21 protein-coding genes and 1 tRNA gene are annotated in these 24905 nt (G+C 63.0%); 13 read left to right on the forward strand and 9 right to left on the reverse strand.

All coding sequences use genetic code 11. The annotated features are described in order from the left end of the window. Nucleotides 1-35 precede the first annotated feature (35 nt). Nucleotides 36-108 (forward strand) — tRNA-Val (locus ACSMXN_RS16645). Here ACSMXN_RS16645 and resB read toward each other — a convergent pair. Beyond that, complete coding sequence (gene resB / locus ACSMXN_RS16650) at nucleotides 68-1627, reverse strand: cytochrome c biogenesis protein ResB (protein WP_081649281.1); 1560 nt, start codon at nucleotides 1625-1627, stop codon at nucleotides 68-70. The genes ACSMXN_RS16645 and resB overlap by 41 nt on opposite strands. Before the next feature lie 110 nt (nucleotides 1628-1737). Between resB and ACSMXN_RS16655 the strand changes: the two genes are divergently transcribed. Next, nucleotides 1738-2631: an SURF1 family protein gene (locus ACSMXN_RS16655; protein WP_155958495.1), complete on the forward strand. Its 894-nt coding sequence runs from the start codon at nucleotides 1738-1740 to the stop codon at nucleotides 2629-2631. Between the two features lie 61 nt (nucleotides 2632-2692). Here ACSMXN_RS16655 and ACSMXN_RS16660 read toward each other — a convergent pair whose 3' ends face one another. Then, complete coding sequence (locus ACSMXN_RS16660) at nucleotides 2693-3199, reverse strand: redoxin domain-containing protein (protein WP_022914784.1); 507 nt, start codon at nucleotides 3197-3199, stop codon at nucleotides 2693-2695. Continuing rightward, nucleotides 3196-3654 (reverse strand): DUF3052 domain-containing protein, encoded by a 459-nt coding sequence (locus ACSMXN_RS16665; protein WP_027139799.1) that lies wholly within the window; start codon nucleotides 3652-3654, stop codon nucleotides 3196-3198. The genes ACSMXN_RS16660 and ACSMXN_RS16665 overlap by 4 nt, the downstream gene beginning before the upstream one ends. 275 nt (nucleotides 3655-3929) lie before the next feature. Here ACSMXN_RS16665 and aceE point away from each other — a divergent pair, with 275 nt between their 5' ends. Beyond that, nucleotides 3930-6680, forward strand: a complete 2751-nt coding sequence (gene aceE / locus ACSMXN_RS16670) for a pyruvate dehydrogenase (acetyl-transferring), homodimeric type (protein WP_022914782.1) — start codon at nucleotides 3930-3932, stop codon at nucleotides 6678-6680. Nucleotides 6681-6788: 108 nt separating this feature from the next. On the opposite strand, the gene ACSMXN_RS16675 is transcribed toward aceE, so the two are convergent. The 3 genes from ACSMXN_RS16675 to ACSMXN_RS16685 form a co-directional block, all read right to left on the reverse strand. Beyond that, complete coding sequence (locus ACSMXN_RS16675) at nucleotides 6789-7739, reverse strand: aldo/keto reductase (RefSeq protein WP_022914781.1); 951 nt, start codon at nucleotides 7737-7739, stop codon at nucleotides 6789-6791. A gap of 122 nt (nucleotides 7740-7861) precedes the next feature. Then, entirely contained in the window at nucleotides 7862-8743 is an 882-nt protein-coding gene (locus tag ACSMXN_RS16680) for an NAD-dependent protein deacetylase (protein ID WP_022914780.1), read from the reverse strand. A gap of 39 nt (nucleotides 8744-8782) precedes the next feature. Next, nucleotides 8783-9541 carry a pirin family protein gene (locus tag ACSMXN_RS16685; protein WP_035944412.1) on the reverse strand — a complete coding sequence of 253 codons (759 nt, stop codon included), beginning with the start codon at nucleotides 9539-9541 and terminating at the stop codon, nucleotides 8783-8785. Between the two features lie 107 nt (nucleotides 9542-9648). Between ACSMXN_RS16685 and ACSMXN_RS16690 the strand changes: the two genes are divergently transcribed. From ACSMXN_RS16690 to ACSMXN_RS16715, 6 genes are all read left to right on the forward strand, one after another. Next, nucleotides 9649-10842 (forward strand): helix-turn-helix domain-containing protein, encoded by a 1194-nt coding sequence (locus ACSMXN_RS16690; RefSeq protein ID WP_022914778.1) that lies wholly within the window; start codon nucleotides 9649-9651, stop codon nucleotides 10840-10842. Between the two features lie 181 nt (nucleotides 10843-11023). After that, nucleotides 11024-12187: an acyltransferase domain-containing protein gene (locus ACSMXN_RS16695; RefSeq protein ID WP_022914777.1), complete on the forward strand. Its 1164-nt coding sequence runs from the start codon at nucleotides 11024-11026 to the stop codon at nucleotides 12185-12187. 10 nt (nucleotides 12188-12197) lie between these two features. After that, nucleotides 12198-13154 (forward strand): beta-ketoacyl-ACP synthase III, encoded by a 957-nt coding sequence (locus ACSMXN_RS16700; protein WP_035944411.1) that lies wholly within the window; start codon nucleotides 12198-12200, stop codon nucleotides 13152-13154. Nucleotides 13155-13349: 195 nt separating this feature from the next. Continuing rightward, entirely contained in the window at nucleotides 13350-13595 is a 246-nt protein-coding gene (locus ACSMXN_RS16705) for an acyl carrier protein (RefSeq protein WP_022914775.1), read from the forward strand. 95 nt (nucleotides 13596-13690) lie between these two features. Continuing rightward, entirely contained in the window at nucleotides 13691-14944 is a 1254-nt protein-coding gene (locus ACSMXN_RS16710; protein WP_022914774.1) for a beta-ketoacyl-[acyl-carrier-protein] synthase II, read from the forward strand. 79 nt (nucleotides 14945-15023) lie between these two features. Beyond that, entirely contained in the window at nucleotides 15024-16481 is a 1458-nt protein-coding gene (locus tag ACSMXN_RS16715; protein ID WP_022914773.1) for a carboxyl transferase domain-containing protein, read from the forward strand. A gap of 78 nt (nucleotides 16482-16559) precedes the next feature. Here the strand turns inward: ACSMXN_RS16715 and ACSMXN_RS16720 are convergent, their stop codons facing one another. Next, nucleotides 16560-17072 (reverse strand): DUF3145 domain-containing protein, encoded by a 513-nt coding sequence (locus ACSMXN_RS16720; protein ID WP_022914772.1) that lies wholly within the window; start codon nucleotides 17070-17072, stop codon nucleotides 16560-16562. A 126-nt stretch (nucleotides 17073-17198) separates the two neighbouring features. Further along, on the reverse strand, nucleotides 17199-17423 hold the full coding sequence (locus ACSMXN_RS16725; RefSeq protein WP_022914771.1) for a DUF5302 domain-containing protein: 225 nt from the start codon (nucleotides 17421-17423) through the stop codon (nucleotides 17199-17201). 169 nt (nucleotides 17424-17592) lie between these two features. On the opposite strand from ACSMXN_RS16725, the gene purU reads away from it, so the two are divergent. The 4 genes from purU (at nucleotide 17593) to ACSMXN_RS16745 (ending at nucleotide 23905) form a co-directional block, all read left to right on the forward strand. After that, entirely contained in the window at nucleotides 17593-18441 is an 849-nt protein-coding gene (gene purU / locus ACSMXN_RS16730; protein WP_022914770.1) for a formyltetrahydrofolate deformylase, read from the forward strand. A gap of 134 nt (nucleotides 18442-18575) precedes the next feature. Further along, complete coding sequence (locus tag ACSMXN_RS16735; protein ID WP_022914769.1) at nucleotides 18576-21104, forward strand: GcvT family protein; 2529 nt, start codon at nucleotides 18576-18578, stop codon at nucleotides 21102-21104. A gap of 49 nt (nucleotides 21105-21153) precedes the next feature. Then, nucleotides 21154-23427 (forward strand): GGDEF domain-containing phosphodiesterase, encoded by a 2274-nt coding sequence (locus ACSMXN_RS16740; RefSeq protein ID WP_155958494.1) that lies wholly within the window; start codon nucleotides 21154-21156, stop codon nucleotides 23425-23427. 304 nt (nucleotides 23428-23731) lie between these two features. Beyond that, a complete protein-coding gene (locus tag ACSMXN_RS16745) occupies nucleotides 23732-23905 on the forward strand; it encodes a CsbD family protein (RefSeq protein ID WP_022914767.1) in 174 nt (57 codons plus the stop codon). 69 nt (nucleotides 23906-23974) lie between these two features. Here the strand turns inward: ACSMXN_RS16745 and ACSMXN_RS16750 are convergent, their stop codons facing one another. Continuing rightward, entirely contained in the window at nucleotides 23975-24754 is a 780-nt protein-coding gene (locus tag ACSMXN_RS16750; RefSeq protein ID WP_027139793.1) for an HAD-IIA family hydrolase, read from the reverse strand. Nucleotides 24755-24905: the final 151 nt, after the last annotated feature.

A 24905-nucleotide genomic window follows, 5' to 3' on the forward strand; every position in this document is an offset into this window, starting at 1 on the left:
CCGGGTGCACTATCGGGTAAGTTCATGGCCGCCTCGTCTCGATAGCTCAGCTGGCAGAGCGCCGCCTTTACACGGCGGATGTCGGGGGTTCAAATCCCTCTCGAGACACTTTTTCCGCAGATCCACCCTCGGCATCGGCGAGCGCGGACCTCAGGCCGGCGCAGAGTCGTAGGAACTCCTCGCCGGAGGCGCCCGAGTCGCTGCGAGCGAGGCCGCCGAGTTCGACCATCGTCATTCCGGGATCGGCCGCAGGCAACAATCGCAGCCAAACACGGCGCCGCCGAACCGAAAGCGAACAAAGCAGGCCCGCGACCATCACGACGGATGTGATCAGCAACGCGGTCTGCGTTGGGTCGTGCGAGACCTGTAGCGAGGCCCACTGTTTGTAGCCGGTAAACGTCACGGTCGTGCCGTCCGGTATTGCCATCGATTGTCCGACCGCAAGATTCTGCGACCTGACCCGTGTCATGTTCGATGTGTCGAGGGCGTAGACGGATTCTGGCCGACCGTCGCTGACCTGATCGTCGCCGACAAAAGCGATAACCGCGAGCACTGGCCTGTTCGGCTGCGGCGAGACAGAGGTGATCACCCCGGCATCGTCTCGAGCGGTCGGGGCGAAGATTGCCTGCAAACCAATGTCTCGGTGAGCGCCCGCGGCCCCGCCGAACTTGAAGACACCTTCGCTCGTCAGAAACCCATCCTGTGGCAGGAACACCGCGACATCGGTGAAAGGCGCATGTCCCGGCCGCGTTACCCGGACCGTTGGGGCGAAGCCGTGGTTAATGAGGTACACCCTGTCCCCCAGCAAACGGAGCGGGTGGTTGACCGTGATCACCTGTCGCTTGGCCTCGCCATCTGCGCCCTCGTGATACGTCACGTCCGCCTCGAACCGAGCGGGCGTGCCATCGTCGCGATAGACGGCATTGAACCGGTCGAGATCGTCGATGCAGAATGGCTTGATACCGGCCGGTTGAACCCAACGACCGCCGCGGAACGACGAATCCATCGCCGGATTGCAAAACCCGGAACCCTCGATCACCACGCTGGAACTCTCGAAGCTGAGCAGCCTGCCGCATGCCACGAGAACCAAAGCCAGCAACAGCGCGACGTGAAATATGAGGTTGCCCCCCTCGCGGCTGTAGCCTTTCTCCGCCGCTACGGTGATCGCGCCTGGACTCGGTCTGCGAGTCACGGTCCGCCACCGCGGTCTCAACTGCCGCGTGATCACGGCCGCCGCGTCGCCGGCGGACAACGCGGTATGAAGGACGCCGCTTTCGGGCAGCCGACTGAGATGCAGCGGAGCCTTCAGCGGCTGACGCGCCAGCGCCTTCGTGTACACGTTGATTCTCGGAATGAGACAGCCGATGAGCGAGGCGAAGAGCAGCAGATAGATCGCCGAAAACCAGACGGACCCGAATACATCAAAGGCGCCGATCCGATCCAGGAAGCGGCCCCAGGAACCGTGAGTCTGGAGGTAGCTCTGGACTCGCGCCGGATTCAGCGGCCGTTGCGGTAACAGTGATCCAGGAACTGCCGCTAGGGCTAGGAAGAACAGCAGCATCAACGCGGTACGCATGGAAATAAGACGCCGCCAGACGACAAGGGGGCGGATTGGGCGGATTGTCATCCGGTCAAGTTTCCCCTGGCAAGTCCACCGCGTCAGGCGATTCGGTCAAACCGTCCAGGGTCGCACGTGCGGCTTGGACCACTCTTAGACGCTAGACGTAGTGTCATACGGTGCTCCGGACACTTCGCCAACGCCGTTACCTCGGCATGTTCGGCGTCGTCACCGTCGTCGCCATCATCTGCGCCGCCGCAGGGACTTGGCAGATCGCCCGCTTCAACGAGAAGCGGCACGCCAATCACGAGCTTCATGCCAACAACAACGACGCGACGGCAAACGTCGCGGCGGTGCTAGGCCCAGCGACGAACCAAACCGCGACCGGAACGGCCGACAAGTACCGGCACGTGACGGCTACCGGACAATTCCTGACTGGCCACGAGGTACTCGTCCGAGGTCAGACGGTAGGAAATGATGTCGGCTATCTCGTCCTGACACCGTTTCAGACCGGATCAGGGGTATTTCTGGTTGTCCGAGGCTTCGTCGATCAGAGCAGTGCTGCCATCGACACCCCGACCGTGACGGCCGCCCCGACGGGGACCCTGTCGATCACAGCCCGACTCGAACCCGCCAACACCAAGCCCGACAGGCTAGGTTCGCTCCCTCGCAATCAGGTCGAGTCGATCGATCCGGTCTCGCAGGCCAAGCGCCTAGGCGCACCGGTTTGGAACGCCTACGGGGAACTGCTTGCCGGCCAGCCGGGGACCGCAAACCTGACGGTGCTGCCGGAACCGGACATGTCCAATCCTGCAGGCGGCGCCGAAGAGCCTCAGCATGCCGCCTACGTCGTTCAGTGGTATCTGTTCGCAGGGTTGGCTCTGGCGTTGCCGTTCGTCCTCGCAGCGGCTGAGCGTCGGCGCGATGAAGAAGAAGGCGAGGACGCCGATAGCGAAGGGTCAACCCCCGCTAGCGATGGCGAAGCCGGACCTGCGAACGGCCACCGACCCCAGAGCAGCGCGCGTAAATCGAAACGAGCAAGCCTGGACGACCGCCTCGCGGGCAAGGCCTGACCGCTCCGGATTGGGCCGCGTCACGGTCAAGCCGAGCGAATGCCGCGTCGCCAGTGCTGGGTCAGTTGGCAGCGGGCCGGCTCAGCGCGGCGATCTCGTCCAGCCAAGTCTGCGGATCGCGGCCCTCACCGATCTCGTTGACTTCGCTGAAGCGGATGATGCCCGCCTTGTCGATCAGGAATGTTCCTCGATTCGCGACACCGATGTCGGCGTTGAACACGCCGAAGGCGCTTGCGACCGCCCCGTGTGGCCAGAAGTCAGCGAGCAACGGAAAGTCCAACCCATCTCGCTGCGCAAATACTTTGTGGGAATAGGCCGAGTCGATGCTTATCGACACCACCTGTACATCGTCGTTGGCGAACAGATCGAGATTCTTGCTGATCTGCCCGAGCTCGCCTGTGCAGATGTTGGTGAAAGCGAATGGATAGAACACGACCAGGACGGCCCGGTCGCCACGAAAATCTGACAACGTCACCAACTCGTTGTTCTGATCGCGAAGCGTGAAATCAGGTGCTTCGCTGCCGATCGCGAGTGGCGTCAGCCCATCGGCTGGTACGGGCTCGGTCACTTCTCTACCTTCCGAACCTTCTCAGCACCCGTCTTGGCACGTCTGGTCGCCAAGCGCGCACCAGTCCACTCCGGCGCAACCGGTAACAGCGAAGTTTGGGACAAGCCGGCGGTTGGTGCTGCCTCAGAGATATCGGACGGTTCGACGTAGCCGTCACGGCCACGCTTCGGCGTCAACAACCAGATGACGCCACTGTCTGCCAACGGCGCGATCGCATCTACGAGGGCGTCCACCAGATCGCCGTCGTACTCCCTGAACCAGAGCAGGACGACGTCGACGACCTCGTCCGAGTTCTCATCGACCATCTCATCGTTCAGACGGTCTTCGATTGCGTCGCGCAGGTCATGGTCGACGTCGTCGTCATAACCAAGTTCCTGCACGACCATGCCGTGCTCGATACCGAGCCGGTCAATTACAGCGGTCGTACTGTCCCCGGTTCCGGGGGTGGTGCTCACTGCCAGCCTCCGAGATATGTCGATTCGAAGAAACGCTTCAATGGACTCTGCCGTCCACCGATCTACTGCCCTTATTCGTACTGCCCTACTCATGCTGACTTGCTTGCACCCCACTGGTGTATCCGCAAGGTTGCATGCACAACTGCCGTACCGAATCTGCGCCAGTTGTGCAGGCGTAGATAACCACACTCTGACGACAGTGCAAGTGGCCGGGGCTACTCACGGGTAAACATCTCGCGTCACATCCGGTGCCAGACAGGGAGGACAATAGATTTGTGACTAGTGATCGCTACAGCATCATCACTGATGGACTGCCCAACCAGCTGCCAGACATCGATCCCGGCGAGACCCGCGAATGGATCGAATCGTTTGACGCAGCGGTGGACCATGACGGCCGGCAGCGCGCCCGGTTCCTCATGCTGAAGCTGCTCGAGAGGGCACGCGAACGCCAGGTCGGCGTTCCGGCCCTGCGAAGCACCGACTACATCAACTCCATACCGCCCGAGCGCGAACCTTGGTTTCCAGGCGATGAAGATATCGAGCGTCGAATTCGTGCCTACATCCGTTGGAACGCGGCGATCATGGTCAGTCGAGCCAATAAACACCTGGGCGTTGGCGGTCATATCGCAACCTATGCATCTGCTGCTTCGCTCTACGAGGTCGGCTTCAACCATTTCTTCCGCGGCAAGGACCTCGCGTCCGGCACCGGCGATCAGGTTTATTTTCAGGGTCACGCCGCGCCGGGTATCTATGCGCGTGCCTTCCTCGAGGGCCGGTTGACCGAACAACACCTTGACGGATTCCGGCAAGAAAAGTCCAAGGCGCCATTCGGCCTGTCGTCATACCCGCACCCCCGGCTGATGCCCGACTTCTGGGAATTCCCCACCGTGTCGATGGGCCTGGGGCCGATCGGCGCGATTTACCAAGCACGATTCAACCGTTACCTCGCTGCTCGGGGAATCGCCGACACGTCACAGTCACACGTATGGGCATTCCTCGGCGATGGCGAGATGGACGAAGTCGAGTCGCTGGGCGCCATCGGCGTCGCCGCCCGCGAAGAGCTCGACAACCTGACATTTGTCATCAACTGCAACCTGCAGCGTCTGGACGGCCCGGTACGCGGCAACGGCAAGATCATCCAAGAGCTGGAAACCTACTTCCGCGGCGCCGGCTGGAACGTCATCAAGGTCATTTGGGGCCGCGACTGGGACCCGCTGCTGGCGCAGGATCGCGACGGCGTCCTGGTCAACAAGATGAACACCACGCCGGACGGTCAATTCCAGACGTACACGGTCGAGTCGGGCGCCTATATCCGGGAAAACTTCTTCGGCGGCGACCCCCGGTTGCGCAAGATCGTCGAAGACCTCACCGATGACGACCTGCGCAAGCTGTCACGGGGTGGTCACGACTACCGAAAGGTCTACGCCGCCTTCGCCTCGGCCCGCGCGCATGTCGGTCAGCCGACGGTGATCCTGGCGCACACCATCAAGGGCTGGACGCTGGAGAGCTTCGAGGGTCGCAACGCGACGCACCAGATGAAGAAGCTCACCAAGGCAGACCTCAAATCCTTCCGCGACCGGTTGTATCTCGATATCCCCGATTCCGCGCTTGAGGCCGATCTGCCGCCGTACTACCACCCTGGCGAGAAGTCCGACGAGATCAGCTACATGAAGGAGCGGCGCGAGCTGCTCGGCGGGTGGCTTCCCAAGCGGGTTACCCGCGCTAAGCCGCTCATTCTGCCGCCAGCGGAGGCAAGCGCGTACGCCGAGCTCAAGAAGGGCTCCGGTAAGCAGCAGATCGCCACCACCCAGGTGCTGGTTCGGTTGTTCAAGGATCTGATGCGGGACAAGGAGATCGGCAAGCGGTTCGTGCCGATCATTCCGGACGAAGCCCGTACCTTCGGCCTGGACGCAATCTTTCCGACAGCAAAGATCTACTCGCCGCACGGCCAGGAATACGATGCGGTCGATCGCGACATGCTCCTGTCGTACAAGGAATCGACGCAAGGCCAGATTCTGCACGAAGGCATCAGCGAGGCGGGCTCGACCGCATCTCTGATTGCCGCGGGAACGGCGTATTCGACGCACGGCGAGCCGATGATCCCGTTCTACATCTTCTACTCGATGTTCGGATTCCAGCGCACCGGTGACCAGTTCTGGCAGCTCGCCGACCAGCTCGGGCGCGGCTTCGTCCTCGGTGCGACCGCCGGCCGGACAACCTTGACGGGAGAGGGCCTACAGCACGCCGACGGTCATTCGATCCTTATTGCCTCGACCAATCCGGCTGCGGTGTCCTACGACCCGGCATACGCCTACGAGATCGCTCACATCGTCGAGTCGGGGCTTTCTCGTATGTATGGCTCGACGGAAGAGCATCCGAATGGCGAGAACGTCTTCTTCTACTTGACCATTTACAACGAGCCGATCTCGCAACCAGCCGAGCCTGCCGACGTCGATGTCGAGGGCCTCCTCCGTGGCATTCATCGAATTTCACCAGCGCTGGGCGAGGCAGGTCGGCCGCGCGCCCAGGTTCTCGCTTCGGGCGTCGGCGTGCCGTGGGCGCTCAAGGCTCAGGAATTGCTAGGTTCGGATTGGGGTGTCGACGTCGACGTCTGGTCGGTCACATCGTGGAACGAGCTCCGTCGCGACGCCTTGGACGCAGACGAACACAACTTCCTCAACCCGGGCGACGAAGCACGGGTTCCGTACATCACCAGCAAGCTCGCCGACGCTGAGGGCCCCTTCGTCGGAGTGTCGGACTACATGCGAGCGGTTCCGGATCAGATTGCCCAGTGGGTTCCAGGAGATTGGAGCTCGTTGGGTGCTGACGGCTTCGGATTCGCTGATACGCGTGGCGCAGCCCGCCGGTTCTTCCACATCGACGCAGAGTCCATCGTCGTCAACGTGCTCAGCCAGCTCGCCAAACGCGGTGAAATCAAGCCCGAAGTACCGCGTGAAGCACTTGAGAAGTACCGGGTCCTCGACGTGTCGGCGGCAGATGCGGGTTCGGCGGCTGGCGATTCGTAACCACGACGCGCACCTTTAGAACGGAGCCTCACGCCGGGGTCTCACGCTGGGAGCCTCACGCCGGGGTCTCACGCTGAGGCCCCGGCGTCGGTGGCTGAGCCTAGGGCGTCAGTAACGCCCGCCCACGACCCGATCAGCCAATGGGTCGAGCTCGGCCAGATCGTCACCGCTCAATTCGAGATCAACGGCCGCCGCGTTCTGCTCGAGCCACTTGATCCGCTTGGTCCCCGGGATGGGTGCTATCGCCACGCCTAGTCGGTCTGATTGTGCTGCCACCCAAGCCAACGCGACCTGCGAGGCCGTGGCTCCGCGCCGTTGCGCCACCGCCTGTACGGCTCGGACGATGGCCTGGTTCGCCTCGCCAGCCTCACCCTTGAATCGTGGACTCCGCACTCGCATGTCCTGCGCCCCGAAGGCGTTGACGTCCAGCGTCCCGGTCAAAAATCCACGACCGAGTGGCGAGTACGGCACCAAGCCGACGCCGAGCTCCGCCATAACCGGCGTTATTTTCTCCGGATCGCGGGTCCACAGCGAGTACTCGCTCTGCACCGCACTGATCGGGTGCACTGCGTGGGCTCGGCGCAACAACTCGCCGTCGACTTCCGACAGCCCGAGGTAGCGAACCTTGCCTTCGGTGACCAATTCAGCCATCGCACCGACTGTTTCTTCGATCTCTGCCGTCTGCGGCGGGCGATGCAGGTAATACAGGTCGATGTGATCTGTTCCGAGCCTGAGCAACGATGACTCGGCGGCCCGCTTGACGTAGCCGGCTTCGCCTCGAATAACGGGCGCGCGACCACCACCTGATCGATCGATCCCGAATTTGGTCGCCAATTGCACCTGATCACGACGATCATGCAGGGCGCGGCCAACGAGCACCTCGTTGTGGCCCGAACCGTAGACGTCGGCGGTATCGATGAAGGTAATGCCGAGTTCGAGAGCTCGCTGAATCGTTGCGATCGAGTCGTCCCAATTCGTCGTGCCATAGAACTCGCTCATCCCCATGCAGCCCAGACCCTGCGCCGAGACCGTCAGCTCACCAAGTTGTACTGACTTCATTAGTGCCCACCTTCGATTGGTCGAACCTTCACATGGTCGAACTTCAAATGGTCGAACTTCACATGGTCACAGCGCTCGTGACTGAGGTCGGGCAAGCAGTGACCTCTGTACAGGGTCGCTGCTCAGCCCGTGGCCGAACCAGCCACAGCAGTAACCGCGGTCAGGGTCGGTCCCAACGGCGCGTCGATGCGGACCGCGGCGAGCGAGTCGCCCCGAGTGGGACCTTGATTGATGATCGCCACTGGAACGCCCAGCGTGGCAGCTCGGCGGACGAATCGAAATCCCGAGGCCACGGTCAGCGAGGAACCGAGGACGAGGAGCAGACGGCTGCCGGCGACCAATTGGTAGCACGCCGCAACCCGGTCGGGAGGGACGTTCTCGCCGAAGAACACGACATCTGGTTTGAGCGGCCCGATCCCACAGTTCAAGCATTCGACGACAACAAATCCATCGATCTGATCCTGCGCCAGGTCGACATCTCCGTCCGGCTTGATCTGGTCTGTGGCGGCAAAGCGACCAAGCCAGCCGCGGTTAGCCTCGGAAAGTCGACGATCGAGGTCGTCCCGGGAAGTCAACTGACCGCAGTGCAGGCAGATCACTCGATCAAGGGCACCGTGCAGTTCGATCACGTCTCGGGCGCCTGCCGCTTGATGCAGACCATCGACATTCTGGGTAATGATCCCCGAGAGCAGGCCGTCCCGTTGAAGTGCGGCGACGGCCCGGTGTCCGTCGTTTGGGTCGGCGCGAGCAATGTTGCGCCAACCGAGGTGGCTACGTGCCCAGTAGCGTTGCCGCGCTTGGCTGCTACCGACGAAGTCTTGGTACGTCATCGGTGTCGCCGGCCGCGCCCGCCCGCTTGGCCCGCGATAGTCAGGAATTCCTGATTCGGTCGAAATCCCGGCGCCGCTGAGAACGACAACCTCGCCGTCAGCGACGCGGGCGACCAGTGCCGTCAGCGCATCGGCTGATTCGTCGGTGTCGAGTTCCAGATGCGACGCGGTCACTCGGTAAGCCTATGTCGTCGTACTCCGAGGTTGTCTGACTCAGCCAACTGCGCCGTGCATCTCCCACACCAGAAGCTCTGCCGGGCCGATCGCCGTGACTCGCTGTCCGTCGGCGTTGCTGAGCCGAACCGCATCGCCGGCTTGGAGTGCTACCGCCTCGCCGTCGAGGCCAGTCGATATACCCTCTACGGCCACGGAACCGTGCGCGACGAACACGTGAACATACGGCGCCGAGGGCAAGGTGACCGTTGCAGTATCGGCCAGCCGGGCAACCGATAGGCCGGCCTGACGCTGCTGAATCCGGATCGCGGTCTCGTCCCGGTGCCCGGCGAGCCCAGAGGCTACCGGCACCAGCGACGACCCGGCGAGACGGTCGCTTATATCGAGCTGCTCGTAGCCCGGCTCGATCCCGGCCTCGTCCGGTAGGACCCACATCTGGACGAAATGCGCGCTGCTCTGGCCGTCATTCTTTTCCGAATGCAGAATGCCCGATCCCGCACTCATCCGTTGTGCCAATCCCGGATAGATCAAACCGTTGTTGCCTTCGGAATCCTGATGCACGAGCGACCCGCTGATGACCCAGGTCACGATCTCCATATCCCGATGCGGATGGGTGTCAAAACCCGATGACGGTGCGACTACGTCCTCGTTGTTAACCAGCAGGAATCCGAAATGGGTGTTCTCGGGGTCGTAAGCATGCCCGAATGAAAACGAGTGCGCCGAGTCCAACCAGCTGGTCCGGGTTCTCTGTCGATCACCGGCCAGGCGAACGTCGGTGCTGTACCCCTTGGCTGTCACGTTCACAACTCTATTCGTCCACGGCCCGGCCAAAAGCCGGATTGTGTAACGCTCGGCACCGTAGTGGTGCCGAGCGTTACACGATTCGGGATGGCTAGGCTGCGCACGTGAAGGTCACCCCGAGTCCGGCAACAATTCACCGGATCGAACAATCCTCCGGCTCGCTGGCGACTCGCAGCGTCGCGCGGATGGACGAGGAGTTGGCCTGGTTCCGACGGCTGCCGGCGGATCAGCGGTCGTGGGTCACCCTCGTTGCCCAAGCTGGCATCGCCTCATTCGTCGAATGGCTTCGATCCCCCGACGACGCGTTGCGGCTTACCGGCGAGGTGTTCGGCACCGCACCCAGAGAGCTGGCCCGACGGGTCTCGCTGCAACAGACCGTAGAGCTCGTTCAACTGACGATTGCCGTTGTTGAAGAACAGGTTCCAAGCTTGGCTGACCCCGGCGACGAGGACGCAGTAGAGGACGCAGTGCTCCGGTTCTCCAGGGAAATCGCCTTCGCTGCGGCCCGCGTCTATGCAAGTGCCGCCGAGACGCGCGGCTCGTGGGACGCCCGGCTAGAGGCCCTCGTGATCGATGAGCTGGTCCGCGGAGTGGGGTCAGGAGTTGGCGACGGCGCCGAACAATCGCCAGTCAGCCAAATGGCTGCGTTGGGTTGGCGTGGCGAAGGTGCGGTAACCGCGATCGCCGGTTCGCCGCCTGCGGGCCGGGAACCGACTGACGCGATAGAGGCTGTCCACCGCGCAGCGCGCCGGGCCGGCTACGACGTGCTCGCCGGCGTCCACGGCGGTCGGCTGCTGGTCGTCCTCGGCGGAGTCAGTGACCCGAACGTAGCCGCGCAGTCGGTCCTCGAAGAATTCGCCGACGGACCGGTCGTCATCGGCGGGACCGCTCCGCAGATGTCGGGTGCTCCCGCAGTGACCTTGATGGCTCTGAGTGCGCTTCGAGCTGTTGTCGGCTGGCCGACGGCCCCCCGCCCGGTGACGGCCGAGGACCTGCTGGCAGAACGGGCGATTGCCGGCGACCCCTTGGCCCGCGCAGAGCTGATCGCCACCGTCTACCGGCCGCTGTCGGAGGCCGGAAACGTACTGCTCGAGACGGTGGTGAGCTACCTCGACAGCGGCCGCGCACTGGAGACGACAGCGCGCTCGCTGTTCGTGCACACCAACACTGTTCGTTATCGATTGCGTCGGGTCGCCGATCTTTGCGGGCACGCGCCGACCGAGGCGCGCGGAGCGTTTATCATCCAGCTGGCGATTACGCTCGGCCGGTTAGCGGAGCATTCCGCCGACGTAAATTGAGTTCGCAGCCTCCGAGGCCGTATTCCACACACGTACCCAATTATGGCGGAAACCTCACACTGTAATCGCTTACGGACGCCAGGCGTTCCGGGGCTGTTGTGGGATCTCTACAAACAAGATCTTTGAAGACTGTGCGTGCCGTGATCGCCGCAGACAGTCACGACAGGGCACCGTTCATAGTGTGATCGCCATCCTCGCTCCCGGTCAGGGATCCCAGACTCCAGGCATGCTGTCGCCGTGGCTCGAACTCGACGGCGTAGCCGAACAGGTCGCGCAGTTCTCCGAAATTGCCGGCCTCGACCTCATCCGCCTTGGCACGACGGCGAGCGCGGACGAGATCAAGGACACCGCAGTCACTCAGCCACTCATCGTGACTCTCGGCCTGGTCGCCGTCTCGCAGCTCAAGTTCGGCGAGATCGTCACCGCCGGGCACAGCATCGGTGAGGTGACGGCCGCGGCTGTCGCCGGCAGCCTGACCAGCTACCAAGCCATCTCCTTTGCCGCCCGCCGTGGTGCAGAGATGGCCGCCGCCTGTGCGGCGACGCCAACCTCGATGGCCGCGGTACTCGGCGGCGATCCGGACGAGGTGGTCGCTGCCATCAACGCGGCCGGCTGCACGCCGGCCAACCGAAACGGCGCCGGGCAGATCGTGGCCGCAGGTCCGGTTGAGGCGATCGCGAGGCTGATAGAGAACCCGCCCGCTGGTGTCAGGGTCCGCCCTTTGCAGGTTGCAGGCGCCTTCCACACGAACTACATGAGTGCCGCCGAGAAGAACCTTCGCGCGATCGCTGCCGAGCTCACGCCGCGGGACCCGAGCGAGATTCTGCTGTCGAACGCAGATGGAACTGCCGTCGCTGACGGCCGCACAGTACTGGCCCGCTTGGTGGCGCAGGTTACCCGGACGGTGCGCTGGGACCTGTGCCTGAGCACCCTGCGCGCGCTAGAAATCGGCACTGCCATCGAACTCCCGCCGGCGGGTGCTCTTACCGGTATTGCCAAGCGTGAGCTGCCCGATGTCGAACTGTTCGCGGTGAAGACCCCGGATGACCTCGCCAAGGCCCAAGCATCAATCGACAGTCGCTCACAGCACGGTCAACGCCAGCACACCCCGGACGTGCGAGTCGTGATCACGCCCACCAAGGGCATCTTCACGCGGACGTACGGCATGGACGAAGGCGTCCCGATCGTCGGCGGTACCCGGATCGGCACCATCCGAACCAACCGCGACGAGTTCGCGGTGGTAGCCCCCGCTTCCGGTGTCCTTGCAGAATGGCTCAAGTACGACGGTGACATCGTCGGCGCCGGCTTGCCGGTCGCGCGGTTGTCCACCGGAACGGACGCGTGACGTGGCGGAGTTGACCGCCTCGCACCGTCCGACAGGTACCCGTATCGCTGGATTCGGCCACTACCAACCACCGACGGTGGTGACGAATGCCGACATCATGGCACGTGGAGTCGATACCAACGACGAGTGGATTCAGAGTCGAGTCGGTATCGCCGAAAGACGATTCGCGATGGACGAAACCATGCTCGACATGGCCGAAGTCGCAGCAAGTAAGGCGCTCGCCAACTCCGGTATCGGCGCCTCAGATATCGACCTGATCATCCTGGCGACCTGCACCGGTAAACAGCAGGTACCGGGTGGCGCCGCAACGCTGGCCGCCCGCCTCGGGATTCAGGCGCCAGGCGCTTACGATCTCAACGCTGCCTGCGCCGGGTTCGTCTACGCCGTTACCTCGGCGTCGAATGCGATCATCGCCGGCCAGGCTCGCAATGTGCTTGTGATCGGATCGGAAAAGCTCACCGACTACGTCGACTTGTTCGATCGCAGCACCGGCATCATCTTCGCCGATGGGGCCGGCGCGGCTGTGGTGACGGCCAGCGATACCACCGGTATCGGACCGGTGGTATGGGGATCTGACGGCGAGAATGCCGATGCCATCATTACCGATCCGGAATCGGCCACGCTTCGTCAAGAAGGTCAGACGGTATTTCGGTGGGCAACGTCGCAGATGGGTGCGATAGCGCAACAGGCCTGCGTCGCTGCCGGGTTGCAGCCCTCAGATCTCGCAGGCTTCGTACCGCACCAGGCGAACCTGCGGATCATCGACCTGATCGCAAAGAAACTCGGCGCCGACAACGCGGCGGTAGCACGAGACATCGTCACCTCCGGCAATACCTCATCGGCGTCGATTCCGCTTGCGTTGTCGAAGATGCTCGAGCGTGGCGAAATAGCCAGCGGCGCACCCGTGCTGCTGATCGGGTTCGGCGCCGGGCTCACCTACGCAGCGCAGGTCATCCTGGCGCCCTGACGCTGGCGGTGAGCGAGAACCGATGAGCGGTAGCCGTCGCAGCAATGGGAACCGAACCGCGGCAGCGTCCGAGACAGATTTCGCAAATCAGACCGCTTTTTGCAGCGCGGGGCAATACCGTATGGCGTCCGAGCCCGTCCGGGTTCTGGATGAATTACTCCGGACGATCAGTCCGATGCAGAGAGGTAGACAGCAGTGGCATCAACCGAAGAGATCCTGGCCGGACTTGCTGAGATCCTGAACGAGGTCGCCGACGTGGCGCCCGACGACGTGACCATCGACAAGACCTTCACCGATGACTTGGACGTCGACTCGCTGTCCATGGTCGAGGTGGCAATGGCAGCCGAGGAAAAGTTCGGCGTCAAGATCCCGGACGAGGAACTGCCCAAACTCAAGACGGTCGGCGACGCAGTCTCCTACATCGAGTCCAACCCGAGCTGACCCCTCTCGGCTGACCCGAGACGGATCAGCCGGGATAGATCAGCCGCGATAGATCGGCAGCATGTGTACACCCCCGAGCGCAGAGGAAGCGAGATATGACCGAGGCCCTGGCAAGCACCGTGGATCCGGTGGTGGTGACCGGACTCGGCGCGACCACTCCGCTCGGGGGTGACGTACCGACCTTCTGGGCGAACCTGCTCGCCGGCAAGTCGGGCGTCGGGAAATTGACCCAGGACTGGGCCGAACCTCTTGCCGTTCGGATCGCCGCGCAGATGGCGGTAGACCCAACTGAGATCCTGCCCAGAGTTCAGGCACGTCGGCTCGATCGCTCGGAGCAGGCAGCGCTGGTCGCGGCCGCCCAGGCCTGGGAAGACGCTGGATTCAAGGGAACAACCGAAGAAAACGGTATCGACCCAACCAGGGTGGCGGTGGTGATCGGCACCGGCATCGGCGGCGTCACGAGCTTGATGAATCAGCACGACATCTTGCACGAGAAGGGCCCCAGCCGGGTCTCACCGTTGATGATTCCGATGAACATGCCCAACGGCCCGGCGGCCTACGTCGGTTTGCAGATCGGTGCCCGAGCCGGGGTACACACACCAGTGAGTGCTTGTGCCTCCGGCGCGGAAGCCATCGCCTACGGGCTGGATCTGATTCAGCTCGGCCGGGCGGACATCGTGGTTGTGGGCGGCACCGAGGCTTGCATCCATCCCTTGACCATCACCGGCTTTGCCCAGATGCGAGCGATGTCCACGCGCAACGATGATCCCGAACGGGCGTCTCGTCCCTACGACAAGAACCGGGATGGCTTCGTCCTCGGTGAAGGCTCCGGCATCCTCGTCCTCGAGCGGCTTTCGCACGCCAAGGCCCGGGGACGCGAGCCATACGCAATTCTCGGCGGCGCGGCGATGACGGCTGATTCACATGACATCGTGCAACCTGATCCCGAAGGAAGCGGCCAAGCCCGAGCGGCCAAGATCGCAATCGAGCGATCGGGAATCGCCTATTCCGACATCGTGCACGTGAACGCGCACGCGACTTCAACACCAGCCGGCGACATGGCCGAAGCGACCTGGGTCGCAGCGCTACTGGGCGAGCAGACGATCGTCGCCGGGACAAAGTCCATGACCGGACACCTGCTCGGTGCGGCCGGCGCCGTCGAAGCGATTGCAACCGTTCTCAGCGTCCAGAACGACATCGTCCCGCCCACCATCAATCTCGACGATGCCGAGGACGGACTCAAGGTCGATGTGCCACGACAGGCCCGCAAGGTGGTCGTCCCGGCCGCATTGAACAACTCCTTCGGGTTCGGCGGCCACAACGCGACGCTCGTCTTCCACAAGCTCTGACCTACATCGACGGAGTGTGCCGACACCTAGTGGGCTGCCGACCAGTGAGCCGATGAGCAGCGACTCGACGAGGAGTGAAATGACCGCCGCAACCGCCAATCCCAACAATCCCGTCAGCGCGCTCGACCCGAAGAATGCCGCTATCGCATCAGGGGAAATCGATCCCCGCGACGTCGAGGTCAGGCTCAACCTGTTGCTCGACGCCGGCAGCCTCACCCCGCTGCATGAACGTGATGACTCCGGTCTCTATGCAGTCCGCGGAACCATTCATGGCACGGCCGTGGTGGCTTTCTGCACAGATGCCCTCAAGATGGGCGGAGCCATGGGCTCAGCAGGCTGCAAGCACATTGTGGCGGCCTATGCCCTTGCCTTGGCCGAACAGTTGCCGGTGATCGGCGTCTGGCACTCCGGTGGTGCGCGACTGGCAGAGGGCGTCGAGGCGCTCGATGCCGTCGGGCTGGTGTTTCAAGCCATGATCACTGCATCTGGAAAAGTGCCGCAAATTTCCGTCGTACTCGGTCCGGCCGCAGGTGGTGCCGCCTACGGACCAGCGCTCACCGACCTGGTCATCATGTCCAACGCTGGCCGGGTGTTCGTCACCGGACCCGATGTAGTCCGTAGCGTCACCGGCGAGAGCGTCGATATGGAGTCGCTCGGTGGCCCCGACACCCACGGTCGGCGCAGTGGTGTCGTTCACGTTGTCACCGAAGACGATTCGAGCGCGCTGAGCGAAGCGCGCCGGTTGACCGATCTGCTAGCAGCGCAAGGTTCCTTCGACCTCGAAGGCCTTGGCGAAGATCCTGACCTCGGCTCGCTGCTGCCCGAGAGTCGCAAGCGCGCCTACGACGTTCATCCGCTCATCGATGGCCTACTCGACGAAGGCAGCTTCTTCGAGCTGCACAGCAGATGGGCTCCGAACATCGTGACCGGTCTGGGCAGGCTCGCCGGTCGGACCATCGGTGTTATTGCCAATAATCCACTGCGGCTCGGTGGCTGCCTGGATTCGCCGAGCGCCGAGAAGGCCGCCCGCTTCGTCCGAATGTGCGACGCGCTCGGCGTGCCGCTGGTCGTCCTGGTGGATGTGCCTGGCTACCTTCCCGGGGTGGGCCAGGAATGGGACGGCGTGGTTCGACGCGGCGCAAAGCTTCTGCACGCCTTCGGCGAGTCGGTGGTCCCCCGACTGACCCTCGTGACCAGGAAGGCCTTCGGCGGTGCTTACATCGCGATGAACGCCCGCTCGCTAGGGTCGAACGTGGTGTGGGCGTGGCCTGGTGCCGAAGTCGCCGTCATGGGCGCCACGGCTGCGGTAGGCATTCTGCACCGCAAGAAGCTGGCGGCCGCACCGCTCGGTGAGCGCGAAGCCCTACATGCCCAGCTCGCGGCCGAACACGAGCGGATCGCAGGTGGCGTAGGACGGGCGATGGAGATCGGCGTGGTCGACGAAGTGATCGACCCTGCAACGACACGGTCTCGGATTGCCAGCGCCCTCGCGGCCATCCCAGCGGCGCGCGGAGCTCACGGCAACATTCCGCTGTGACCGCGGTGGTCGACTTCGACCAACATCGGCGAGGACTTCGCTAGACGACCTTGTGGAACCTAGACGACCTTGTGGAACCTAGACGACCTTGTGGAACAGCGTGACCGGCGAGTTGTCGCCGGCAAGTCGATACGGCTCGAGCTCGGCGTCCCACGATGACCCGAGGAGCTCGTGCAACCCGTGAGCAAACTCCTCGGTCGACCGAGCGCGAGCGAGCAGCGAACGAAGCCGCTCCTCTCCGACGACGATATCGCCGTTTGCCGAGACGGCGCTGCGGTGAAACCCTCGGCCCGGAACATAAGCGAGTCGCTCACCGTCGGAGGCGGCGGTGCCCTGTTCGGTGATCTCGAACCTCAGCATCGGCCAGGCGCGCAGAGCCGCCGCGAGTTTGCTGCCCATACCGACCGGACCTATCCAGGTCGCCTCGGCGCGCAACTGACCTGGAGATGCGGCCTGCGCCGTCCACTCGAGACGGCACGGACGGCCTAGTACGCCGGCCAACGCCCACTCGACGTGGGGACCGATCGCAGAAGGGCAGCAGTGTATGAACACCACGCCCTTCGTGGATGACGCCACATGAGCAGCAGACATCGCGCACCTCCGCATCTCGACGGCAACGTCTTCCCCAAGCGCTGCGCATCGAACGAGTGCGGTGATACGTACGTGAATATTGTGACCTATGAGGCCACCTAAACGCTAGTCGCGGCCGGAATCCGGTCAGCCACCGCTCTTGCGGCGAAACTGGCGCTTTGCACCGGCACGGTTATGCGCCTCGTGGATCTTGGACCCCGCTGGCCCGGTGGATCCGACGCCGTCGGCTTGTTGGCCCTGCTTCTTGGCCAGTGCCTCACGGAAGCGCGCCTTCACATCATCGACTGCGCCCGACGTCGTCGAGTCCTGCTCGGTGTCGGATGCTGCGGTCTTCTTTTCGTCGGCTGACATAGCAACAGCCTTGCATGAACGGGCTGCGAGCACCAAAGAGATCCCCCCGAGGCCGGTCAAGCTCGGTCGTCGGGGAGGCGTTGGGCGGATCGTCGGGAGGGCGTTCGATGGCCGCCGCCGCCACCCACCTAGGCTCGTGAGGTCGAATCGCCCGAGTGAGGACCACCCCGTGAACGATCATGTACTGACCCTGTCCTGTCAGGACAGGGTGGGCATCGTGCACTCAGTGACCGGCTATCTCGCAGCTGCCGAATGCAACATCATCGACAGTCAACAATTCGGCGACCCGGACACCGGTCGCTTCTTCATGCGAGTGCACTTCGCCGCCCGGGAAGGCATCACGACCCAGCTACTTCGAGAGTCCTTTGGCCCGGTCGCGGACGGGTACGGGATGGACTGGCAGCTCTATGACGCGGAGCAGCGATGTCAGACCCTGGTCATGGTCTCGAAGTTCGGCCATTGCCTCAACGACCTGCTCTACCGCTCGCAGCTTGGTGCCTTGCCCACGACAATAAAGGCAGTGGTTTCAAACCACACCGACTTCGAGCCGATGGCGCGCGCGCATGGCGTGCCTTTTCACCATTTGCCAGTCACTGCAGCAAATCGCGACGAGCAAGAACGTGCGCTGCTCCAGCTGACCAAGCGATACGAGGTCGACCTGGTGGTGTTGGCCCGCTACATGCAGGTTCTTTCCGACCGGGTCTGCCGTGAACTCAGCGGAAGGATCATCAACATCCATCACTCCTTCCTCCCCAGCTTCAAAGGCGCGAGGCCCTATCAACAGGCTTACGAACGCGGCGTGAAGCTCATCGGCGCAACCGCTCACTACGTGACCGCCAGCCTCGATGAGGGACCGATCATCGAGCAGGAGATCGCCCGGGTCGATCACGCCCACTCCCCCGCTCGGCTGATGGCGGTCGGACGCGATGTGGAATCGGTTGCGCTGGCCCGAGCTGTGCAGGCGCATGCGGAGCACCGCGTATTGCTGAACGGATCGAAGACCGTGGTTTTTCGCTAACCGAAGCGATGCGCGCGGCCGGCGCCCTGGCCTCAGACGTAGTCGAGAGTCTGTCTAGACCTTTTAGAGCTCCCATGATGCAATGGTGCCGAGCCTCGCCCGACGAGCCACGGTGAAAGGTCCGGCACCGCGTGATGCACCCAAGCGACCAAGCGACCAACTCGGCAGCTGATCAAAGCCCGGACAAGCGTGAGCTCCCCGAACGCGCCCGCGTTGTCATCATCGGCGGCGGCGTGATCGGAACATCGGTGGCATATCACCTGACCAGGCTTGGCTGGACGGACGTACTTCTGCTCGAGCAGGGGCAACTGTCCTGCGGCACCACCTGGCACGCCGCTGGCCTCGTCGGCCAGTTGCGGGCGTCAGAGAGCGGCACCAGGCTCGTCCAGTACTCAGCCGAGCTTTACAGCCGCCTCGAGGAGGAGGTGGGATTGAGCACCGGCTACAAACGCTGCGGCGGTGTCACGGTCGCCCGGACCGAAGAGCGGATGATCCAGCTCCGGAGAACGGCGGCTACGGCGGAGGCCTACGGGCTGGAATGCGAGATCATCAGTCCGCACCTTGCAAAAGAGCTCTATCCCCTGCTTCACGCAGACGACCTGCTCGGAGCGATCTGGTTGCCGGGCGACGGCACAGCAAACCCGACCGACCTGACCGCCGCACTTGCTCGGGGGGCTCGCCAGGCTGGCGCCACAATTGTGGAAAGCGCCCGAGTGACCGCGGTCGAGACCGGACCGTCAAACTGGCGACCGGTCGTGCGAGCCGTGACGGTCGAGCATCGCGGTGAAAGGCGGCACATCGAGGCTGAGATTGTCATCAACTGCGCTGGCCAATGGGCTAAAGCGATCGGCGCGATGTGCGGCGTGACGGTGCCTTTGCATTCGGCTGAGCACTTCTACGTCGTCACAGACCAAGTCGAGGGAGTAACCCGAAACCAGCCGATCTTGCGCGATCCGGACGGTTATACCTACATCAAGGAGGAGGTTGGCGGGCTCGTCGTCGGAGGCTTCGAGCCCCACGCGAAACCCTGGGTATCACCGGATGAGCTGCCCTATCCCTTCGAGTTCCAGCTGCTCGCCGAAGACTGGGATCACTTTTCGACCTTGATGGAAAGTGCCTTGCACCGCATTCCCGCGCTCCGGCATACCGGGATCAAGAAGTTCTACAACGGTCCGGAAAGCTTCACCCCAGACAATCAATTCATTCTCGGCGCGGCGCCCGAGGTCGAGAATTTCTACGTAGCGGCCGGCTTCAACTCGGTCGGCATTGCCTCGGCGGGGGGCGCCGGGCGGGCCTTGGCCGAATGGGTCGTGAACGGATCGCCGACCAGCGATCTGACGGTCGTTGACATCCGGCGGTTCGCCGGTTTTCACGGCAACGTCCAATGGTTGCGCGATCGGGTCGGTGAAGTGCTGGGATTGCACTACGCGGTGCCGTGGCCCAACCGTGAGCTCGAATCTGGCCGACCATTTCGGCGCTCGCCAGTACACCACCTGCTCGAGGCGGCTGGAGCAAGCTTCGGCTCCAAGATGGGCTGGGAACGTCCGAACTTCTTCGTCCCAGCTGGGGAGGACCCAGAGATCCACTACGGTTGGGGTCGGCAGAACTGGCACGAGTGGTGCGTTCAAGAACAACTGGCTAGCAGGAATGCCGTCGCGCTGTTTGATCAGACCTCCTTCGGAAAGCTCCTCGTCATCGGTCCCGATGCCGAACGTGCTTTGCAATGGGTGTGTGCCGCAGATGTGGCTGTGCCGATCGGCCGAACTGTGTACACCGGCCTACTCAATGCTCGCGGCGGCTATGAGGCCGATGTAACGATCACCCGCATCTCTCGAGAAGAGTTTCTGCTGATCACCGGCGCTGGCTCAGTCGTGGCAGACCGCGATCATCTGCGTCGCAATTTCCCGCCGGGCACCAATGCTGCCGTCGTTGACGTGACGACCAGTTACGCGGTCCTGGGGCTTATGGGACCGAGCTCACGGCTCTTACTCCAGCAGCTCAGTCGATCAGATTTGAGCGAGGACGCCTTCGGATTCGGAACAAGCCGCGAGATAGACCTCGGTTACTGCACTGTGCGGGCCACCCGCATCACCTACGTGGGCGAGCTCGGCTGGGAGCTCTACGTTCCAGCCGAATTCGCGGTCGGGGTCCATGAGGCGCTCACCGCGGCGGGAGTCGAATTCGGCCTCGCCAATGCTGGCTACTACGCGATAAACGCCCTACGTCTGGAGAAGGGATATCGTGCCTTCGGCAGCGATCTCACCCCGGATTACAACCCGATCGAAGCCGGTCTGAAGTTTGCTACCAAGTTGAGCGGAGAGATCGACTTTCTCGGCCGGCAGGCGCTCGAGCAGCGCCAAACGATCGGATCCTCACGCCGCCTCACCTCATTCGTGGTCGATGACCCGGACGCGACGATGTGGGGCAGCGAATTGCTGCTACACCAAGGGATACCGGTTGGCCAGGTCTCGTCCGCGGCCTGGGGCGCGACCGTGGGCAGTTGCATCGGGCTGGCCTACCGGTGGCGTCCTGATGGTCAGCCCGTCACCGCCGCCGACCTGAACGGATCGGACTATACGGTCAACGTCGGTGGCGAAATGCGCAGTGTCAGGCTGACGCAAAGGCCACCGTACGATCCAAAATCTCTGCGAATTAAACCGTAACGGCGGTTCTAACTGGTTGCTGCGGTCAAGCTGTGTGATTATTCACGATGTGGAGTCCACTCCGTCCGTCGGTAGCGTGCGACGCTCTGTGCTGGAACGCGTTCTCGACGTCGTCCGAGAGTTGGGCGCGGCACGTGAGCTGCAACCCACGTTGGACATGATCACTCGCGCCATCGTCGACGTCGTCGGATTCGGCGCAGTCGCGATCAATGTGACGGGACCGGGCGATCAGTTGCGAGTTGCGGCTGTCGCCGGACCGGCCGAAGTGAAACAACTACTGGGTGAAACTGGAGCCTTGAAGTTCTGGCTCGACCTGTTGGAATCGGCCGAGCCCTGGGGAAACCTGCGCTTTCTCAGTCACACCGCCGACCAAACGGCCTGGAGCGGCATCTCTTCATGGACGCCCGAACGGCGACCCGCAGCCGAACCGCAGACCGATGAACAGGCTTGGCACCCGAACGATTCGCTACTGGCGCCTATGTGGGATCCGACGGGTCGCTTGCTCGGGGTACTCAGCGTCGACCAGCCCCGCGGCGGCAAACTACCCGACCTCGAGCAGCGGACAATTCTCGAACTGTTCGCGGCCCAAGCCGCGATCGCGATCGCTGACTCACGCGCCAGGCAAGAATCCGAGGACCGCCGCGAGGATGCCGAACAACGCTGGCAGCTCACCTTCGACCGGGGGCCGACGGGCGCCGCGATCGTCGATGTCGACGGGCGAATCGTACGAGCGAACGACACGTTTCTGGCGATGCTGGGCTACCCCCGAGACGAGCTCGAGGGCGTGGAATTCGTCGCCATCACCCATCCTGATGACATTGATTCGGACCTGCGGCTGTTCTACGAAGTGCTGGACGGACAGCGCGATTCCTACGTCATGGAGAAGCGATATCTCCACGCCGATGGCCATCTGGTGTGGGCCGTCCTGCACGTCGGGGTGATCCGCGACGAGTCGGGCGGAATTCGCAGCATCATCAGCCAATTGACCGATATCACCGATCGCAAATTGGCGGAGGCCGAACTCGCCCGTCGGGCAAGCCATGATCCACTAACAGCACTGCCGAATCGTTCCCAGCTAGAAGGCCGCCTCAACAATTATCTCGGCCGCGGTATGAGCGCGGGCGTGCTGTTCGTCGATCTGGACCGCTTCAAAACAGTCAACGACAGCCTGGGGCACGAGGCCGGCGATGAGCTATTGATCGCGGTCACCGCCCGACTGAGCGCGGCGGTGCCCGAGAGCTGGCTACTTGGTCGCGTTGGTGGCGACGAATTCGCGGTTATCGTGCCGAATGAATCGGACCCGCAGGCGCTCGAGCGTGCTGGCGAACTGCTGATGTCGGCGTTCGTCACCCCGCTCCTCGTTCGCGGCTATTCGCACACGGTGAGCATGTCGGTCGGTGTCACGGCGATCAGACCGCAACACCGTCACGCGGACGAGGTGCTGCGCGAGGCAGACCAGGCGATGTTGCGCGCGAAGCGACACGGACGCGCGCGGGTTGAGGTGTTTGACCCGACCCAGGACAAGCCGGCAACCCTCGAAGACCTGGAGCTCGAGGAAGCGTTGCGGGTGTCACTCAATACCAATACCGGTTTGATCCCGTACTTCCAGCCGATCATCAATCTGTCGGACAGCAGCATTGCCGGCTATGAGGCGTTGGTCAGGTGGCTGCATCCCAGCCGGGGATTGCTCGAGCCAGATCAATTTCTCCCGCTCGCTGAAAAAACCGGCCTGATCGTGCCGATCGGATGGTGGATGCTCGAGGCAAGCAACCGCGCGATGATGCGCCGTGACTTCTCCGACGGCGGAACGCGATGGGTCGCGGTCAACGTTTCCGGCAGTCAGCTCGGGCGTGGCCTGCTCGTGCCGAACATCGAACGAGTTCTTGCCGAATCCGGACTGCCCCCAGAACAATTGCATGTGGAGATAACCGAAACCGCCTTGATCGAAGCATCGACCGCGTCCATCAAAGAAGTACGAGGCGTCGCCGATCTCGGCGTCGAGGTGGCGCTCGACGATTTCGGCACCGGGTATTCGTCCCTCACCCTTTTACGAGATCTGCCGGTGAGCATCGTCAAGATCGATCGCAGCTTCATCTCACCGATCGGCCTCGATCGCAGCGCCACCGCTATCGTCCGACGTGTCATCGCCCTCTGTCAGGAACTCGGCGTGGTCACGGTCGCGGAGGGCGTTGAAACGCAGTCCCAGCTCACCGCGCTACGTTCCCTGGGTTGCACACAGGCCCAGGGGTATCTGATCGGCCCGCCCGAGCCCTTGGCGGCATTCGGGATCCGGCCACTGAAACACGGTCGCTCGTCGGCATGAGACGCCGGAACGGTCGAGGGGGTCCTCGGCCCAGTTCTAGCGGGGCCACAGCGATTCGCGGTAGCCATCGGCGGTCGCCGACCAGCGCTACCGACGCTCGGCGACCGAACGGGGTGTACGGTCGAAAGTGGCTCAACAAGAAGCCGTATCTGCTTCCCGTCTGCTAGCCATCGAGGCGTTGGGCTCCCGATCAAGGGCGCACCGAAGAACTTTTGTCGCTCGTACGGTTGTGGCCCCTGACGCTGTGGCTCCTGACGACGGGAAGGTCGCGAGCGCGTGCACGCGAATACTCCAAGGACGCACCATGGGACTGGACGACAAGATCAAGAACAAAGCCGAAGAAGCCAAGGGCAAGGTCAAAGAAGGTGTGGGCAAGGCCACCGACGATGAACAGCTCGAAGCTGAGGGACACGGCGATCAGGCGAAGTCGAACCTGAAGCAGGCGGGCGAAAAGGTCAAGGACGTTTTCCGCAGCTAGCCGCGCTCACGTGCCGGTGGGCGGTCCGTCGTAGCGAACCGCCCACCGTCGCACACTATTTCGATTCCGTCAGATCAGGTCTACCGCCTCGGCGATCGAGTTCAGGATTCGTGCCGGGCGGTAAGGGTAGCGACGCACGTCGGCCTCCTTGGTTGACCCAGTCAGCACCAAGATTGTCTCCAAGCCAGCTTCGATGCCAGCCACGACATCGGTGTCCATCCGGTCGCCGACCATGACGGTGTTTTCCGAATGCGCCTCTATGCGATTCATTGCGCTGCGAAACATCATCGGGTTCGGCTTGCCCACGAAGTAGGGCTCAGCACCGGTGGCACGGGTTATCAGCGCTGCGACCGAGCCGGTGGCAGGTAGCGGCCCATCCGCAGATGGCCCAGTGGCGTCCGGGTTCGTTGCGATGAACCTTGCGCCTTTGTCGATAAGGCGAATCGCCGTCGTGATTGCCTCGAACGAATACGTGCGTGTCTCACCGAGCACCACGAAGTCCGGTTCGATGTCCGTCAAGGTGTAGCCGGCTTCATACAAGGCCGTGGTCAGTCCCGCTTCGCCGATCACGTAGGCAGAGCCATGTGGTAACTGGTCTTTCAGAAAGTCGGCGGTCGCCAGAGCCGAAGTCCAGATGGACTTCTCAGGCACGTTCAGCCCCGACCGAGCAAGCCGAGCTGCCAGATCGCGCGGGGTGAAGATCGAGTTGTTCGTCAGGACCAGAAACCGCCGCTCACGGTCGATGAGCCGCTGCAGGAATTCAACCGCCCCTGGAAGGGCGAACCCTTCATGGACGAGGACACCGTCCATGTCGGTGAGCCAGCACTCGGCCTGGCCACGCTCACTCATGAGGTTCCGCACGCTCCGGTCGTTTCGTCGTGGACTGGCGAGCGACAAGATCAGTCTCATCGGCAGGCATGTCAGAACCCTTTCTATTGCCCTCACGCGAGCGGGTGTCCTTGAAGTGTGCCAGTAGGTCAGTCCGGGTCGGAAAAGTCCT

Source organism: Parajatrophihabitans canadensis, from assembly GCF_053764775.1.

What these genes read in the sequence shown, in the direction of transcription:
- resB (WP_081649281.1), bottom strand. Translation starts at nt 1,627, where the DNA reads ATGACAATCCGCCCAATCCGCCCCCTTGTCGTCTGGCGGCGTCTTATT.
- ACSMXN_RS16720 (WP_022914772.1), bottom strand. Translation starts at nt 17,072, where the DNA reads ATGTCTGCTGCTCATGTGGCGTCATCCACGAAGGGCGTGGTGTTCATA.
- ACSMXN_RS16725 (WP_022914771.1), bottom strand. Translation starts at nt 17,423, where the DNA reads ATGTCAGCCGACGAAAAGAAGACCGCAGCATCCGACACCGAGCAGGAC.
- ACSMXN_RS16710 (WP_022914774.1), top strand. Translation starts at nt 13,691, where the DNA reads ATGACCGAGGCCCTGGCAAGCACCGTGGATCCGGTGGTGGTGACCGGA.
- ACSMXN_RS16745 (WP_022914767.1), top strand. Translation starts at nt 23,732, where the DNA reads ATGGGACTGGACGACAAGATCAAGAACAAAGCCGAAGAAGCCAAGGGC.
- ACSMXN_RS16750 (WP_027139793.1), bottom strand. Translation starts at nt 24,754, where the DNA reads ATGAGTGAGCGTGGCCAGGCCGAGTGCTGGCTCACCGACATGGACGGT.
- ACSMXN_RS16735 (WP_022914769.1), top strand. Translation starts at nt 18,576, where the DNA reads ATGCACCCAAGCGACCAAGCGACCAACTCGGCAGCTGATCAAAGCCCG.
- ACSMXN_RS16715 (WP_022914773.1), top strand. Translation starts at nt 15,024, where the DNA reads ATGACCGCCGCAACCGCCAATCCCAACAATCCCGTCAGCGCGCTCGAC.
- ACSMXN_RS16675 (WP_022914781.1), bottom strand. Translation starts at nt 7,739, where the DNA reads ATGAAGTCAGTACAACTTGGTGAGCTGACGGTCTCGGCGCAGGGTCTG.